The organism is Pedobacter sp. PF22-3 (genome assembly GCF_026239555.1).
In the GTDB taxonomy this organism is placed as follows: domain Bacteria; phylum Bacteroidota; class Bacteroidia; order Sphingobacteriales; family Sphingobacteriaceae; genus Pedobacter.
Genome location: NZ_JAPIVP010000005.1, coordinates 313,242 through 331,527, shown reverse-complemented (window position 1 = coordinate 331,527; position 18,286 = coordinate 313,242). Strand labels below are relative to the sequence as shown.

Annotated in this window: 11 protein-coding genes; 1 reads left to right on the top strand and 10 read right to left on the bottom strand. The window is 39.3% G+C overall.

Translation table 11 applies throughout. The features are described 5' to 3' along the window. Positions 1-363 precede the first annotated feature (363 nt). From OQX63_RS09645 to OQX63_RS09620, 6 genes are all read right to left on the bottom strand, one after another. Complete coding sequence (locus OQX63_RS09645) at positions 364-2,970, bottom strand: glycoside hydrolase family 2 protein (RefSeq protein WP_265850659.1); 2,607 nt, start codon at positions 2,968-2,970, stop codon at positions 364-366. A 94-nt stretch (positions 2,971-3,064) separates the two neighbouring features. Further along, the gene (locus OQX63_RS09640) at positions 3,065-5,323 is read right to left on the bottom strand and encodes a GH92 family glycosyl hydrolase (RefSeq protein WP_265850658.1); all 2,259 of its coding nucleotides are present in this window, start codon (positions 5,321-5,323) and stop codon (positions 3,065-3,067) included. 317 nt (positions 5,324-5,640) lie between these two features. Next, positions 5,641-6,966 (bottom strand): alpha-L-fucosidase, encoded by a 1,326-nt coding sequence (locus tag OQX63_RS09635; protein ID WP_265850657.1) that lies wholly within the window; start codon positions 6,964-6,966, stop codon positions 5,641-5,643. 25 nt (positions 6,967-6,991) lie between these two features. Continuing rightward, entirely contained in the window at positions 6,992-8,683 is a 1,692-nt protein-coding gene (locus OQX63_RS09630; RefSeq protein WP_265850656.1) for a S41 family peptidase, read from the bottom strand. A gap of 194 nt (positions 8,684-8,877) precedes the next feature. Beyond that, entirely contained in the window at positions 8,878-9,729 is an 852-nt protein-coding gene (locus OQX63_RS09625) for a dienelactone hydrolase family protein (protein ID WP_265850655.1), read from the bottom strand. A 72-nt stretch (positions 9,730-9,801) separates the two neighbouring features. Beyond that, a complete protein-coding gene (locus OQX63_RS09620) occupies positions 9,802-10,017 on the bottom strand; it encodes a hypothetical protein (protein WP_010599278.1) in 216 nt (71 codons plus the stop codon). Between the two features lie 251 nt (positions 10,018-10,268). Between OQX63_RS09620 and OQX63_RS09615 the strand changes: the two genes are divergently transcribed. Then, positions 10,269-10,871 (top strand): porin family protein, encoded by a 603-nt coding sequence (locus OQX63_RS09615; protein WP_090501608.1) that lies wholly within the window; start codon positions 10,269-10,271, stop codon positions 10,869-10,871. Between the two features lie 129 nt (positions 10,872-11,000). On the opposite strand, the gene OQX63_RS09610 is transcribed toward OQX63_RS09615, so the two are convergent. The 4 genes from OQX63_RS09610 to OQX63_RS09595 form a co-directional block, all read right to left on the bottom strand. Continuing rightward, complete coding sequence (locus OQX63_RS09610; RefSeq protein WP_265850654.1) at positions 11,001-12,596, bottom strand: SusD/RagB family nutrient-binding outer membrane lipoprotein; 1,596 nt, start codon at positions 12,594-12,596, stop codon at positions 11,001-11,003. Positions 12,597-12,606: 10 nt separating this feature from the next. Beyond that, positions 12,607-15,651 carry a SusC/RagA family TonB-linked outer membrane protein gene (locus OQX63_RS09605; RefSeq protein WP_265850652.1) on the bottom strand — a complete coding sequence of 1,015 codons (3,045 nt, stop codon included), beginning with the start codon at positions 15,649-15,651 and terminating at the stop codon, positions 12,607-12,609. 241 nt (positions 15,652-15,892) lie between these two features. After that, entirely contained in the window at positions 15,893-16,681 is a 789-nt protein-coding gene (locus tag OQX63_RS09600; RefSeq protein ID WP_265850651.1) for a DUF4397 domain-containing protein, read from the bottom strand. A 4-nt stretch (positions 16,682-16,685) separates the two neighbouring features. Next, complete coding sequence (locus OQX63_RS09595) at positions 16,686-18,275, bottom strand: RagB/SusD family nutrient uptake outer membrane protein (protein ID WP_265850650.1); 1,590 nt, start codon at positions 18,273-18,275, stop codon at positions 16,686-16,688. Between the last annotated feature and the right edge of the window lie 11 nt (positions 18,276-18,286).

Here is an 18,286-nt window from a genome sequence, read left to right as displayed (position 1 = left end):
AACCTGTGAAACAAGCAAGCATACCGTGATTAAATAAAAACAGATGCTTAATCGGTACTGAACCCTTACAATCCCTAACGCGGATTTATGGTAATTTTAGAATTTTATGCAACGCCCCATGTTCCTAAACCTGATAAAGCGTAAAGCCCACAGCGTAGCGAGGACTTGCAGCGATAGCAGGACTAAGCCCGCCATTGAAGCAGAACCATACATTTCCAAAACCTTCGTGTCAGCATAATTTATTCTATAAAGGTTTAAAATCCTTAGTTCTAAAGACGGGATTACAAATCCTGCCTAACGGAGTATCTTTCTTTTGTTACAGACCTCGCAGGTTTTAAAAACCTGCGAGGTCTAGATGGTAACTTATTGTATAGTTACTTTCTGCTTTTCTACATTCCAGCCATATACCTCTACCGCCAAATTACTTTGTTTACCGGTATATTCTACCGTAACCGTTTTACTTTCGCCCGGCAAAATACTCACATAATTATCATCATAAAAGCTTGGCAATATCCGCTCATTGCTATTCGCGTTGATTAACGCAACACGGTTAAAAAATGCAACAGGGTTTCCGGCGGCATTGCTTAAGGTTACGGCTACTTTACCATTTTTCTGATCAGCAGCTTCAACTTTTAAAGGTACCTTTTTGATGTTTTTCAGGCCTGAATATTCGCCATCTTTTCCAGCCAGCCAATAGATATTCTCGCTTAAAATATTTTGCTTCTGATCTAAAATCCTCAAAGAAACAAATACACCTTCTTTTTTATCCAGCTTGGTTAAGAACTCGTTCATAGAAAACAACCTTCTCACTGAAGATGGACCAACCGAATTGAAGGCCTGAGCGTAGAAGTAATCTTTCCCATCCATATCATAAGCTTTAGCCTGCACCATCAGGTTGTTTTTGGTGGTAAATCCATTGTTTACAATGGTAACCATGCTATCTAAAGGATTCATCATCACGTGCAACGGTTCACTACCTTTCCTCAAGCCATATAAACAAGCATTGGGATCAAGGTAATAATCGTACATCTGCCCACGCATCGCCGTCCAGGGGTTTTGTGTTTTCCAGATGATGGACCCCGTGTACCAATCCCACATTTTGTTAGAGAAACCTTCCATCAAAGCCCGGTACTGATCATAATTGGTCAGTTGAGCCTTCATTGCAAAATCTTCCGCACTTTTTGGCTTACCATATGGATTCAGGTATTGCTCGTAAGAGATATATTTGTGATAGTCCCATACCGAATCGGGCTTGGCCTTGTATTGCGGTGCAACCAGGTTTTCTTTCGGAATAAAACGAAGTAAGGAAACGTAATCACCTACCCCTACTGAGCCCACTTCAGAATTGTAAGGAAATGTTCTGGTACCCCAAAATGTTTTAATGTCCTGAATACCATAAGGTCCATCGCCGTTACCGCCGATTGAATTGAACGACATTTCGTCGCTGTTAGAGAAATCGAAAAGTTTTCTGGTGCCATCCAAACGCGGAAGGATGTCATTTTTTAGAGGCTCCAGAATATCTTCAGGTGGGGTAATTTCGTTCCCACCGCACCAAAAAGCCAGCGAAGCATGGTTTCTGATCATTTTGATCTGATCTTCAATAGCAATTAAAGTAAGGTTATGGTCATCAGGATAATTTCTGCGTGTCCATTGGTCTTCTTTCTTCATCGGGTCTACCCAACGGCCATTACAATCGCCACTAAACCAAAAATCCTGAAAAACAAGCAAGCCATATTTATCACAGGCATTGTAAAACTCAGGTCTTTCCAGAATTGCGCCACCCCAGATCCTGATCAGGTTGAGGTTCATATCTTTATGGTAACGGATCTCTGCATCATAGCGGGCATCGCTAAAACGGAGCATTGCATCACTGATAATCCAGTTACCGCCTTTAATAAAAATCTTTTGTCCGTTTACAAAAGCGCCCATACTCCTGGTATGTTCATTCCAGATGTTGTCAATCTGGCGGACACCTATTTTAAGCTGCTCCTGATCTAATACCTGATTGGCCGCTACAAATTCGATTTTCACATCATATAGATTTTGCGCACCATAACCGCTTGGCCACCATAATTTTGGGTTCTCAAGCTGTAAATCAGGAAATTTAACTGTAGTAGTTTTATTTGCCGCAATGGTGGCTGATTGTTTAATCCACTTGCCGGCAATCTGATATTGTAAAATACCTGAAACAGGCTGATTAGTTGGATTTTCTACCTCGACCGAAACTTTAACTGTAGCTGGGTTCTGCTTACCTTCTGGCAAACGTTTGCCCGGCACCAAAGTAATTACATGCGGATTTAGAATATTGATGCTTTTGGTTTTCTCAATAGTTACTTTATCCCAGATACCCGTATTACGGTCGCGCGTAGGCTGGATCCAGTCCCAACCTGCAGTATATTGAGTGGTCAAACCTTTGGCAATCGTTCCATCGCCACCCTGGCCACCATTAGGATTACCTGGAAAATCTGGCGGATAAACAATTACAGCCAATCTGTTTTTTCCATTGGCAGATAATAGTTTGGTGATGTTATATTGCGCCCTTAGGTGCATACCTACCTGAGTTTTCGGATTAACTTTTTTTCCGTTTAAATAAATTTCGGCTTTATAGTTTATTCCCCTAAACTGTAGCCAAACCTGTTCGTTACCTGTAGCACGTTCTTCAAAATCTTTTACAAACCAATAGGTATAGTAATCATTCCCTGTTTTATATACATCAGGAATCTTTTCATTATTCATCCCATAAAATGGATCGGGAACTTTTTTATTGTTCAGCAAAGTGGTTAAAACTGTTCCAGGTACTGTTGCAGGCATCCAGCTGTTAAGCGAAAAACCAGTTTTAGAAATTTCCGAGCCATTAGCTTGCGCATCTTTAATATTGGTACAAACCCAGCCCGAGTTTAATTCGTATCGCTGCTGTGCATTTACAAGGAAGGCAGAACAGCACAAAAGAAGTAGAAATATTTTCTTCATTTATTTGAGATCTTTTAGTTGATAATTATTGTTGTGGCTAATTTTAAATGCAAAAGTCGGTTAAACTTATCTCGACTTTTGTACTTGTTTAGCGTTATTTTAAGGATACCGGCCTGTCTTCAGGTTTTACACCCCAGCTTGCCGATGGTTTATCGCCCATGTAAATCTGCATATTTCCACCAGTAGTGATGGTTTTATGTAAAATATACGATTTGGTGTACGGTTTGCCGTTCAATACAATTTTCTGGATGTATTTATTCTCCGCACTATTATTTACAGCTTTAATATTGAATTTCTTGTTCCCCGCCAGCGAAATGCTAGCACTGTTAATTAAAGGTGTACCGAAAACATAAGCACCATTTGCCGGATTTACCGGATAAAAACCCATTGCCGTAAAAATATACCAGGCACTCATTTGGCCAACATCCTCATTACCACACAAACCATCAGGCTTAGATGAATAAAAATCTTTGTCGATTTTACGGATCAGATCGGCAGTTTTCCAGGGCTGGCCAGCATAAGTATACAAATAGGTAATATGGTGATTAGGCTCATTTCCCTGTGCGTAATTTCCAATTAAGCCACTAATATCTGGTGAACCGTTGGTTCCTAAATCTAAAGGCAGGGTAAATAGCGAATCGAGCTTATTGGTGAAAGGTTTATCGCCACCGAAAAGTTTAATTAATCCTTCAACATCATGAGGCACTAACCAGGTATATTGCCATGCATTCCCTTCCACGTAGTCATCTTCACGGTGTTTAGACGAAAATGGATCGAAAGGACTTCTCCAGTTTCCATTGGCAAGTTTACCGCGCATAAACTGAACACTCGCATCGAAGTACAAACTATAGCTTTTGGATCTTTTGCTAAAGTAAGTATAATCGGCTGTTTTGTTCAACGACTTGGCCATTTGCGCAATACAATAATCGTCAATGGCATACTCCAAAGCTTTCCCTACTGATTCATTAACCTTATCCGCAGGAATATATTTTAATTGCTGGATGTAATCAATACCATCTGTTTTCTGCATGGCCGATTGTTTTATTGCTTCGTAAGCCAGGTTTACATCGAAGCCACGGTATCCTTTTAAATAGGCGTCTACAATAACCGGAACAGCGTGGTAGCCCACCATGGTATTGGTTTCATTACCCATTAAATGCCAAACTGGCAATTTACCCTGTTGTTTGTAAATGGCCAACATGGTATTTACCACATCACTTACTTTATCCGGGTGGAGAATGGTGAACAATGGGTTTGCTGCACGATAAGTATCCCAAAGTGAAAAAGTAGTTAAATTATTGAAATTGGCCTTTTTATACACCTTTTTATCGGTTCCAAGATAATCTTTATTTACATCGTTAAATAAAGAGGGTGCAATCATGGTGTGGTATAAAGCCGTGTAAAAAACCTTTTTGGTAACGGTAGAAGCTGCAATTTTAACTTTTGATAGTTCTTTCTCCCATTTTGCATCAGCACTTTTAACCGTCGATGCAAAATCCCATCCTGGCAATTCTGTTTTGAGGTTTAAAATGGCATTTTCGATACTTACAGGAGATAGCGCTACTTTAATCTGCAGTTTGTTGTTATCAATGGTATTAAAATTAACCGCCGCCTTAAGTTTTTTACCCGATAACGTTGTGCTGCTTTTAACAACGGTGCTATCGTAAAGTGCAATGCTTTTAAGCGGTTGCGAAAGTTTAATTACAAAATATAATCTTTGATCGTTGGCCCAGCCTGTCGAATTACGATGCCCCACCAGTGTTGTGGCATCTAACTGCTTAATTGAAGCAGATACTGGCGCATCCCAACCAATACCTTCAATTAAATCGATAATAAGATGCGGATTTTCAGCACCTTTTTTAAAAGTGTATTGATGAAAACCAACCCTTTCAGTAGCGGTTAGCTCAGCTTTAATACTGTACTTATCTAACCATACACTGTAAAAACCAGCTTTTGCAATTTCATTTTGATGAGAAAATTTAGAAAGATAACCATCCTGATCGTCGGCCTTTTTACCTTTTTCGATCAGCAATTTACCGGTTGCAGGCATAATGGAAATATCGCCTAAATCGCCAATACCAGTACCACTTAAATGAGTATGCGCAAAACCAGTAATGGTATTACTTGCATAATTGTAACCACTGCACCAGTCCCATCCTTCAAAAATATTATTGGGCCCAAGTTGTACAGCCCCAAAGGGAACATTGGCACCTACAAAAACGTGACCGTGTTTTGCTGATCCGATGAGTGGATCTACATATTGGGTAAGTTTGGGATTCTGCTGCGCAGCTGCATTAAGAGAGAATAGAGAGGCGGTTAGAAATAGAATGGAAGAGATTTTCTTGAACTGCATGTGTGCTTATAATTTCCTACAATAGATTTAAAAATCTAAAAGTAAAACGTTTTACGTTTATTTTCTTATAAAGGGGGAAAGAATATGTTGAAATTAAGTAAAAGCATTGAAATTAGTCATTTATTGAAGGACTTGGCTGTTAATTATAACGATTTTAATGGCAAAAATGATTGGTTTTAAATAAATAGTTGTGTTTTAATATATAAGGAAATAAGGGCATTTAAGCTTATGTAAACTTAAATGCTTATACATTAAAACTTGATAAAAAAAAGATCCTTCACTGCGTTCAGGATGACAGCATATATATACATGCTTTCTTACCCTACTTCCAAAACAATCACCTGATCGGGTTCTGCGTTATTTAAAGTCGTATTAATGCTTAATTTTGATTTTTTAAAGGTATAGTTTACAGGGCTTTTATCTTTTAGTAAATATGCCTTTTTAATTTTCCTTACCGGAACGTTTTCCAGCTCAAGAGATGCTGTTTTTCCGTCAACAATATGGATATAAATTTTATTACCATTTTGCGTAATGCTTCCCCAGGCCTGTGGTTTAATAAATCCTGCTTTAGTACCGTAAATGCTTTCGCCATAAATTTTAAGCCAATCGCCCAACCCCGCCAAACGATCTTGAAACTCCGGCTGAATTTTACCACTCGGCATCGGACCAATGTTCAGTAAAAGATTGGAACCCAAACTTGCTGCTTTAACCAACATATGAACCAGTTCTTTATTTGATTTGTAATAGGTATCGCTCAAATTATATCCCCAAGAATTTGAAATGGTTTCGCAGGTTTCTAATGGGAGCTTATCTGATGCTTTCTGAAAACTTAAACCTGATTTATTTTCTCCAGGAAGATCGCGCTCAAACATCTGGAAATCTTCGCCTGCAAATGGTGTTAAGTGGTGGTTATTACCAATCATGCACTGTGGCTGAAGTTTGTGGATTAAGCCATAAATTTCATTGTATTTCCAATCAATCCGCGAGGTTCTGTCTTTTGATCCTTCGGGTTCGGTCTGGTCCCAATGCCCATCAAACCAGATTCCGCCAATTTCACCATAATTGGTCAACAACTCGGTCAATTGATTTTTCATAAACTGCAAATAACTGGCATAATCGCCTTTACCTGTCCGACCAGAATACTGCCCTGTCCGACCGGTTTGATGCGGATAATCTTCCCGTCGCCAATCCAGCAACGAGTAATATAAATATAACTTTATACCCTGTTTATGGCATTCGTCAGCCATCATTTTTACAATATCCTTTTTATATGGGGTATTCATGATGTTAAAATCAGAATATTTCGTATCCCACATACTAAAGCCATCATGGTGCCTGGTAATGAGTGTGATATATTTCATTCCGGCATTTTTTGCCATACTCACCCATTGTTCGGCATTAAACTCAAAAGGGTTAAAAAAATCTTTAAGGTTGGTATAATTATGAACCGTAAGCTTTCTTTCGTTCATTACCCATTCACCGCTTCCTGGTATACTAAAAGGTCCCCAGTGGATAAATAACCCAAACCGGGCATTATTAAACCATGCTCTTTGTTTTAAATTAGCGGCTGTAGGTGTGTAATCCTGCGCCTTTAACTGTAAAGCAATTAATAGGACAAGGCCTATTAAGGTCAATTTCTTCATAAGGTTGAGTGTATGTTGTTTGGGTTTAATCTATTGACGCAGTAGCTTTTGTTGGTTTTCCAATTACCTTATAATTCCCATCTCCTTTTAAAATAGCCAGCATTTGTGATTGATTTGCAAAAAGATTTTTCGCCGCAGCCAATTCTTTATCGTATTGAAAGCTCTGCTCAATCCTTCCTTTTTCGTAAAAATAACGGCTCACAATCTGTGTTTCTAAAACTCTTTTAATTTCTGCTTTATGGCTAACCAGGTCGGTTTTTTTAGACGAAGTAAGTTTATATTTAAGATTTTCGAGATCGGTTTTTACCTCTGCTGATTTATTTTCCTTTTCAGCCTCTGCACGCAGATCAGAAAGTAACCTTTCGGTACGGCTTTGATAGGACAGGTCTTTATCGGCAAGGCTACTAGAAAAAGTGGCATAATCTGCATCAGATAACTGGAAGGTTTTGGCCGAAGCTAATGTTGCCTTTTCTTTTCTGTACTGATTTGCATAATTAAAGAAAAGGCTCTTATTGATCATCGAAATGGTAATCGGGCTTAACTTGGCTGCATCTACTACAATATCGGGATAAACGCCGTTGCCGCTGTATACATTTCTGCCCGCCCTGGTTGGATACATCATCATCGTAGAATCGGCAAAACGCTCAGCTACACCATCGGCATTTTTATGTGCATAATCCAATTTCTGGATGCACCTGCCCGAAGGGGTATAATATTTGGCAACGGTTACTTTAACGAGGCTATTATAAGGCAGGTTGAAGGTTTGCTGAACCAAGCCTTTACCGTAACTCCGTTGACCAATTACAATGGCACGGTCTAAATCCTGCAGAGAACCAGCAACAATTTCTGAGGCTGAAGCCGAATTACCATTCACGAGTACCACCAATGGTACTGAAGTAGAAACTGGGGTTAAAAGTGTTTTGTAAGCAATGGTTTTCTCCGCATTTTTCCCTTTTTGGGTTACAATAAGCTGATCTTTATCTACAAAGAGGTTCACAATTTTAACTGCTTCCTGCAAAATACCACCGCCATTGTTCCTTAAGTCTAAAACTACACCTTTTGGATTTTCTTTTTGTATGGCTAACAAGGCGTCTTTAACCTCCTGTCCGGAATTTTCTAAAAACTTATCGAGTTTGATATAACCGATCCCATCGCCCACCATTCCTGAATAAGAAACATTAGGCTGTTTTATTTCCTCCCGAACCAATTTTTTGGCCATTTCCTTACCATCTCTAACCATTAGCAATTCTACCGCTGTTCCTTTAGGCCCTCGCAGCAACTGACTAATTTCCTGACGGTTTTTTCCTTTTACCGCAATTCCGTTAATGCTCACCACCTGATCTCCAGCTTTAAGCTCGCTTTTATTTGCCGGATAACCTTCACTCACATCGTTAATAAACAGCTTTCCATCAATAAAAACAGTGCTGGCACCAATACCGCCATATTGTGTACTGACATATTTTAGTTTATAATCTTCAATTTCAGATTCGGGAACATATTCGGTATAAGGATCTAAACTATCCAACATGGCGTCGATACCGGTTTTCATCAATTGGGGGGCATTGGTATCATCAACGTAGTTGATATTGATTTCTTTATAGAGCGAAGCAAAAATATCGAGGTTTTTAGATACCAGGAATAAATCTTCTTTAAATGAAAAAGACAAAACAGCCACCCCTAAACCTGCTGCTAAAAGACCATATTTTAGTTTCTTCATTCCCCTTTTATTTTAATTTCAATGTTGTAGATAAATAGATTATCGCCTTTTTGAAAGATTATTTAGTAATTGTATACAATGTAAATGTACAAAAAGCGGTAAATATAAAAAATGAACGATCGGGGGTGATGCGTAAATTGAGTGTTACGCAACAGGCTATTTAAATGCCAGCTTTAAGGCCAGGCAGTATATTATTATTTATGCTGGGAAAACAACCAGGCTGGTATTTGAGGTGCAAGCAATAATGGGATTGGAATCTGGTTATGATCTAACTTATTATAAGTGGTAAACAATAGATTACGATTGCCTTTTAAGGCATGATACAAATGCTCGCTCCCCTCGTAAGGATTCTCATGATCCTGCCTGCCATGAATTAACCAAATAGGTTTTTGACTGATTGCTTTTATATTAACAAAATCGGGAACCGCGGCAATAGAAACCATGGCGGCAAAGGTTTCCGGAGCAATATTCATTAGGTTTTGTGCCGTAGATGCACCCATAGAATAACCGACCAAATAAATGCGATTGGTATCTATCTGCAGATACTTACTTTTTACCTCACGGATCAAATCCAATAATAAATGAACATCTTCAGACGGTTTCGAGATTAAACAATTTCTTACTGAATCGGGATAATAATTTGATGAACGTGTTTGAAACTGTGGTGCAATAACGAATGCCTGGTATTTCTGGCGTATATCTGGTCGTAGCCAGATCCTGGCTAATGGTTCTAATTGCCTTTCATTGTCTGTGCCTATCCGTGTTGAGTTATGAAATGTAATAACTAGGGGATATTTCTTCTGATTGCCGTTCGCAGCTGGCAATAGCAATCTATAATTAATCGATTGGTCTCCTTTACTGAAAGTTTGCTTCAGATATTCACTGGCAGATAACTCATTTAACTCTTTTCTTGTCTGCGCAGAAGTTAAACTATCTGTGAAAATATCATTAAATACCTGTTTTTGTGCCGTTGCTGTAAACGCAACTAACCAAAACAGGAATGCTAATATAAAAAAGTTACGTTGCATAGCAGGGGCAAAATACATGAAGAGATTTTATGTATTTAAATGCCTAAAGAAAGCTTAAACAAAAATTTTGTGCTTAAAAAAATGAAAATCTTAAAGCCTGTTTCCTTTAGTATCGGCAAGTGCTTTTTGGATCGTAAATTCGATGTAGGTACGGTCGCGTTTTACCAAACGCATTAAATCTTCAACCAATTGATCTTCTTTGCCGGGCGTAAATTCTAAAGGCTCGTTCGCCAGATCGCGGTATTTCCTTAAAAACTTGGTTTTAACTTTAAATGCGGTTTCAGAAGTAAGTTGAAAATTAGCCATGGCATATTTTATTTGATGCAAAAGTAAAAAATATTTGTTGAGGTTGATGCCTTTTTATGTGATGTGATAAAAAAAGTGGAGATTCGCGATTATGAAGTGCACGATAATTGTGTTAAAACTGCGTTATAAAACTTAATCAGTTCAAAACCCATATGGTGTAAATTTTAATGAAACCAGAAACTGCAAAAATGACACAAAACGAGATTTTAGCAAAAAATGGAATCACTAACTTAAAAAATGAATTAAACAACATGAAAAAAATCATCTTCTCCATTGTTTTCCTAACCTTGGGTTGGGCAACATCAAAGGCACAAACTTTTAACCTGGGGGTTAAAGCAGGTGTAAACTTGTCTAAGTTAAACGCAGATTTTGCAAGTGAGGAAAACCGTTTAGGCTATCAGATTGGTGCATGGGCACGTATTGGCGGCGCTAGTTTATATGTTCAGCCCGAGGCTTACATTGGCAGCAAAGGAAATAAATTTATCAGCATTCAACAGGATAATGGCAATGAAGTATCTGCTGAAGGAAAAGTAAGGTTCACCACTTTGGATGTTCCTGTTTTAGTGGGAACAAAATTTGGTGCTAAAAATTTAAACTTCCGCTTAATGGCCGGTCCAGTTATTTCATTTATTCTGGATGAAAATTCTTCTTTTAGCTCTGCTTATCAACAAGCTACCGATTTCGATAACTACAAAAACCAGGCGCTAGGCCTACAGGCTGGTGCAGGTGTAGATGTGGGTAACATTTCGGTTGATTTACGCTATGAAGCTGGTTTATCAAACATCAGCAAAAGTGAAAAATACAGCCAAAAACCTAACTTGTTTCAATTGAGTTTAGGGTTTAAGATTTTGTAAGCTGAAGAACAAGCGCCAGATTAAAATAATCTGGCGCTTGTTCTAATTCGTGGCCTTTAATCTATTACTGATCCATGAGGCAGAACTCAGCATAACAAATTGGATTGATTAATAACCTCACATCAAAATTTAGTTGGTATCCCACCAAAGCGGGGTTAACAAACGGTATTTCTCAGAATTATCTCCAACTGCCTGAGGATTTCGGGTTTGCTCGTTGCTTTCATAAACCATTCCTCTTATCCATTGGCTTGCATTATTGGCATCGAAAACAACCGTATTCAGGTTTACAGGACGAACCAAAGACGGGCCATAAATTGCCTGACTAAAATCAGATCTGCGCATATCAACCCAGGTTTCAGGGTTCAAGCATAATGTAATATACTTCTGCCGCATAATGTGGCTTAAACCTTGAGTAAGGTTTGCAAAGTGTACCGCAAGTCCATCTGCCAACTGAGCTGCCCAGTAAGTATTAATTTCGGCAGTGGTAACGCCTAATTTACGCATGTTAGCTTTAACCCCCTCTTCGTAAGCAGCGAGTGCACCGGCAATATCATTAGTACGCAACCTGGCTTCAGCTTCAATCAACTTAACCTCGGAATAAGTGATAAAAGGGATAGGCGAAGTTTGTTTTGTGTAAAATCCGCTATTACTAAACCGGCCATAATCATTTCCATTCGTTTTAGCAGCATCACCTGGCTGCCCGTTAGCCAACAATCCTTGACCACCCGCCAAACCAGCCCCAGCCCTTATGCCCCGGTACTGCCCGTCTGAAGCTGCAGGCTGCATAATCCTGCTTATTCTAGGATCTTGAAAAGTGGTATTGGTAACCGGGAACGATGACAACATATTCACAAAGAACTGGCTCCAGGCAAAATAACGTGGATCGTAAAGTGAATTATTCGGATCCGTTGTAGTCAGTACGAAACCGCCCCAGCTATACCAGGGGTTTTCATCTGTCTGGATACCACCCGATAGATAAGGAAACTGCGCATCCATTCCGTCTGCATTAAAGGCATTGTTGCAAGCTTCGATAATTTTTGCAGCATTATACAATGTACCCTTTTTAGATAAGTGATTCAGATACCTGGCTTTTAATGCCCATGCAAACCTTTTCCATTTAGATACATCGCCCTGAAACATAATATCGCCACCATTAGCATTAAGTCCCGTAGCATTGGTTGTACTGCTAAAAGCAACTATGGCCTCATCCAGCAATTTATCAATACGTTGATAAACTTCTTGCTGCGTCTGCATTTTTGGCAAGAGGTTAAGCTGGGTTTTTCCATTGTAATAGTCATCAACCACAATTGACCCGTATTGATCGGTAAGCAAGCCAAAATTCATGGCTAACAATGTTTTTCCGGCACCTACAAAATAAGGGCTTCCTTCTTCTTCACCAAGATTAATCACATCAACACAATTGGGCATGGTGTATACATAGGCGTTTTGCCAAAGAAAATAGCTGGCCGTAAAACGCCATTGTTCTGCATTACGGTTAGTGCCCGTAAGTAATTTAGTGGTTCCATACTGTACAAGCCCCGAAACCTCTCTTGTGCCTCTCCATAAGGCTGCGCCATTTGATGTGGTAATGGCACCAACCAAACGGCTTGCTGCTGAAATTTTGGTTGGGTTATTTGGATCTTTATTTACATCGAGATACTTCTTACACGATGTACTTAGAAACATCCCACTGATTAATGATGCTATTATTATTTTATTTTTCATGACAACGCAATTAAAAAGTTAATCTTAAACCCATATCTACTCCACGTGTAGCAGGAATACCCAGGTTATCGAACCCAAAAGAGCCCGACCCACCTACACCAGCACCACTGCCCGAAACTTCAGGATCTACCCCTGAATATTTTGTAATCAAGATCAGGTTTCTGCCTGTTACCGTAAATGCCAGGCCTTTTAACTTCGTTTTAGCTAAAAAACTATTTGGCATATTGTAAGTTAAAGTGGCATATCTCAGTCTGTACCAGCTTCCATTTTCCACAAAATCATATCCCTGATTGGCATAAATGCTTTGATAATAGTTTTGATTTAATGGTACTGACAAGGTATTTGGCAATCCTGTGGATTCTATAATGCCATCAAAAACTTTCGAGCCACGATCTAATGTTTTTGTGCTCAGACCCGAACGTACCAATGAATTTTCAGTCGCATTAAATACATCTCCACCTACGCGCACATCAACCATAAATGATAACGCAAAGTTTTTATAATTAAAGGTATTGGTGATGCCCGACGTAAAATCAGGATTACGATCTCCGATATTTGCAAAGGCCGTTTGTACCTGTGGGTAACCGGTATTGCTTAGCAACAATTGTCCTTGGGCATTACGTTTCCAAACATTACCATTAATACCAAATAAGCTTCCGTTTAAGAATGCGGCACCCTGGGCAACATTGGCCGCTACCCATGCATCAGATAGTTCTACCCGGTCTAAAGCACCTGGAAGTGCTTTTACTATGGATTTGTTATGAGCAAAGTTGATGTCTATTGTCCATCGGAAATCTTTTTTAACAATGGCCTGAGCATTCAGCACAATTTCTATTCCTTTATTCTGAATAGCGCCACCGTTAAGATAGGTAAGAAAAGCCCCTGCAGATGGCGGAACCCTGGTTGCCAAAATCTGATTATCTGATTTACTTCTGTAGTAAGTAAAATCAATTCCAAATCGGTTTTTAATAAATCTCAAATCTGCACCTACTTCAAATGCCCGGGTAAATTCGGGTACCAATGTTGGGTTACCAAATGGATTATTGGCATTGGTAATAAAACCACGGGGGTTAATGGTAAAGGTATTGGTAACCGCTGCAAGCGAAGTAGTGGTTACATGCGGTGGTGCATCTTTACCTACATTGGAATAAGCAGCTCTTATTTTTCCATAAGAAAAGATCTGATCGTCAGATTTCAGCTTAAGCTCCTTCAATAAGTCTGTTAATACCACAGCGGTACTGATGGCGGGATAAAAGAAAGCATTATCACCCACTGGTATAGTAGAGGTCCAATCGTTGCGCGCCCTCAGGTTCACATAGATCATATTTTTCCAATCGAAATTAAAATCGCCAAATACACCTACAATTCTTCTGCGGTTTAACGTTTCAGAAACAGACCGATCGGTAGCGACAGTATTATTTATACTTGGAAAAGTGGGATCGATAAAATTAATGGCATTAGCAGTTAAGGTTTGTACCCTCGTATTTTCGATATTGTTACCAATAGCCAGGCTGAAGTTGTAGTCATCCCAGAAAGTTTTTTTTGCGGTGGCAATAAAAGTGGATGTGGTAATCTGATTGGTATTCGTATTTTGAGCAATTGCGCCTTTAAGCGCATCGGCTTCTAAAGTACCAGGCATGCGTATTGCCTTAAAATTTTCGGTATATAAATCAGTACCCAATCGATAGGTTAAATTTAAAAAACTAAAGGGATTATAATTAATATTGGCTATACCTATAAAACGGTTGATACCACTGGTAATGGGTTTGTTCTGGATAGTCCAATATGGATTATCGTTCCCGCCAGGAAAAACCCTTTGTGAGCCATTTGGGTTGAGATAATTGGTCATATCATCATTACGTGGCCAATACAATGCCCCCATGGTACCATTTGCACTCCCTTGTGGCACCGAAGTACGATCGGTGCGCACATAATTTGCTGAACCACCCACAGTAAGCTTCTCGCCAATTTTAGTATCAGCATTTACCCTAAATGATTTTCTTCTGAAATCAGCATTATCTACAATAGAGCCTTGATCCAAAAGTGAAGCAGAAGTATAAAAGGTGCTTTTTTCGGAACTTCCACTTACCGAAAGATCATGACTTTGCGCAAAAGCAGTTTTAAAGAAATTGTTCAGGTTATCATAAACGGTTTCATTGGCCGCAAATTCAGGCCCCCAGGAGTTTGGTGCAGTTGCACTAAAGTTACCAGCCTCTCCTTGTTTATATTTATCCTGCAGCTCTGGCAACCGATTTACATTATCTAAAGAAAAAGTATTCTGATAGGTAACCTTTGCGGCACCGCCTGAACCTTTTTTAGTGGTAATGACAATGGCACCCGAAGCGGCCCTGATTCCATAAAGTGCAGCAGCAGCAGGACCTTTTAGTACGGTTAACGACTCAATATCTTCAGGATTAATATCTATAGCACGGTTAGAGGCCGGGGCAACACTGGCGCCAAGCCCGGCCTGACTTACCGGTGTGGTATTATCAACTGGTATACCATCCACTACAAACAATGGCTGGTTGTTTCCACTTAACGAGCTTCCTCCCCTGATCATAATATTAGCAGAAGAACCAGGTGCGCCACTCGAGTTGGTGATCTGCACCCCTGCCACCTTCCCCTGCATGGCATTTACCAGATTGGGTTGTTGCGAATCCACAATTTCTTTGGCTTTAACATTTTGTGTAGAGAAACCTAAGCTTCTTACCTCCTGCTTAACCCCAAATGCCGTTACGGCTACCTCATTTAGTGTTTTTGCATCCTGTTTCAATTGAACATTAATAACCTTGTTATCTCCAATTGGCCGCTCTTCGGTTATGGAACCGATGTAGCTAAAAACCAAAATCTGATCGCTGGTGGCTTTAATGGTATAGCGACCTTCGGTGTCGGTGCTGATCCCTGCGGCTGACCCTTTTACTTTTACTGAAACACCAGGCAAGGGCGTACCATCATCTGCTGATGTTACTTTACCAGAAACGGTTATTTGTTGGGCAAATACCTGCCCGGCAAAAAAACACACTCCCAGAAACAAGAATAGTAGTTTTTTTTTCATAAAATGATTAATTAAGAATTATAAACGGTTGAATTACTATGAAAAATCGCAGTTAATGCTGCATCCCTCTAAATATCACTAATAATTCTCTGGTAAAAGAAAGCATCTCAGCCTTTTTACAGAAAAGTAAAAAAATAGAAGAACATTGTATATTAGAAAACCAAACCTGTTCGTTTAGAATAGCTTTTCCCAATTTTAAAATGGATTTAAAACAAAAAAAGCAGCCTTTTGGCTGCTTTTTTTATCGATTTGGTGTATTGTCAATAAAAGGCCGGTTAACCGCAGTACCGGTATAGGGCAATGTGATATCTCCTCTTAAACTGAAGCTATATGTATTGGATTTTGTAACACTTACGGCAGTTCTAATTACAATATTAGTTGCTGTACCCGTGTACCTTAATATTAAATCGTAAACACCCTGTGGAACTTTAGCAAAATTTGAAGCACTTTTATAAGCAACATTCGTTGCTACAGTTGTTTCAACCAGACTTGTTGTATTTTTCAATACCAGATCAAAGGGATTTGCATTGTAAGAGGCATGAACAAAACGCACATAAGCACCTGATGTATCGATAGCAGGCAGCACATCATCAACCACAAAAACATCTGTTTTTTTAGTGGTGGTGTTATATAGGCCCGATAAATAAATCGAATAATTTTTACCTTCTGCTACTTGTTTGTTTAGGGTTGCAATAACCAGGTTAGGATCTGCCGTTGCAGTGCTGGGGCGTTGTGCCATAAAATCGTATGTACCCGGAGCAAGAATTGAGTATGCATTTGTTGATGGGTAAACACTTGCAAATGCTACACCTGTAGTTCCACTTTCTACACCAGTTGTAGAACTCGCAGCAGTAACTTTTGTATTTCCAGCATAAAAGTTTACTACGGGCGAATTGAGTGCAAAATTAAAATACTTTAATTGAGCACCACTTACGGGCATTGAGATTTCCTGGACAGCATTTTTCTTACAAGAATAAATTATAGTTGATAGCAGTAGTATTGCCAATATGATATATTTTCTTTTCATCATTAAATTATTGAGGTGTTGTTATCCACATTTCTTTAGTTTGATAATCGGTTGCAAGGCCACCAATGGCATTAAGCCCTTCCCTATTCCAAATATATTCCGAATTAAACCGTGGGCGCATTCGCTGCACTACTTTGGTTTGGTTATCCGGGAAAAGCACTGTAGGAATAGTAAACCCTATAAAAACCTGATTTGCGGTAACAGGATCTTTATCTGTATAATGGTACCTTCTTAAATCTGTCCATTGTTCTAAATGGGCCCATGCCCATTGTGCGATGTATTTCTGACACATAATCTGTGAAAGCGTTAAATCATTCGGATTTACAGGTATAATAAGCGGCGAAGCAAGGTATGTGCTCTTTTCTGTTGCACTTATTTGCGTTGGCGTCTGCCCATCATCGGTATTTCTTGCATTTACAAAGTCGAAATGAGCAGAAATAGCATTTTTATATGCAGTTAAAGCTGTTGCTTTATCTCCTTTTTTATATGCTGCTTCAGCTTTGATAAACTGTAATTGAGCATAAGTAATGATTGGAAATTTATTTTTACGTGCAAATAAATACCTTGCCGGGGTAGTTGCCGAAGCATTGGCTGCTGCCTGAGAAGCATAACCCCAAAGGTTTAGCGGTTGTTGAGTTGTAGTTAATGCACCCACGCCTAAAGTTGGTTCTAAACCTCTATACAAACCATCTGGAGATGGCGCCAGCATTCTGCTCATCCTTGGATCAACAACACTTGTAAAAACGGTACCATCCATTAATGATAAGATAAATTTGGTCTGCCTGAGGGTACCTATGTTATTTCTGGTTGCAGATAAAAAGTTAGCATCATCGTTAGCTGTTCCTGCGTATGGAATTAAAGCATCATCAACATTTCCTGCAAAAGAGGCGTCAACTGCAGCAATAACATCGTCTGGCTTATAAAGTGATGTTTTATTAGCGTAATGATTTAAAACAATTGCTTTAAAACCATAAGCAAATTTTATCCATGAAGCACGTTTTCCCCTATAAATAAAATCGGTCTTACCTAAATAAGCTTCATTTACCGCACCGTCTGTTCTATTTAAATTGGCAATTGCAGCATCTATTAACCTCAATGTTTCTTGATAAGCGAATTCTTGCGAATCATACCTGAAAGAGGTCTTATTAGGGTCAAACGCTTCTTTAATAATAATTTCGCCATTGCAGTCTGTAGCAGTAAGCCAACCCCACGCTTTCAGAATCTGTGCCAACCCCAATAAATCCCAGCGTTGCTGGCTTTCGGCTTTACTGGTCATGTCGATTAAATTTTGCCCAAAATCAAAATATGTGGTTCTCCATATTTGGCCACCTTGATCGGGAGCGGTACCAGCCTGGTTATTACCATGTCTTTCCCACAGATCCTGAGTGGCTGTAGAAGCCAGGTTCTGCGTGTAACGGCCAATATAAATTCCATCAAACTGTGGTGCCGAAGCCATCCAATGCAACATTGGCGATAAATACAAATTAGCCTCTACCGACTGTGGTGCATTTGGATTTGTATTTACATCTAAGAATTTCTTACATCCACTTGTAGAAATAAGACTCCCTAATATTAATAGTACATATAATTTTTTCATTTCTTCTTTCT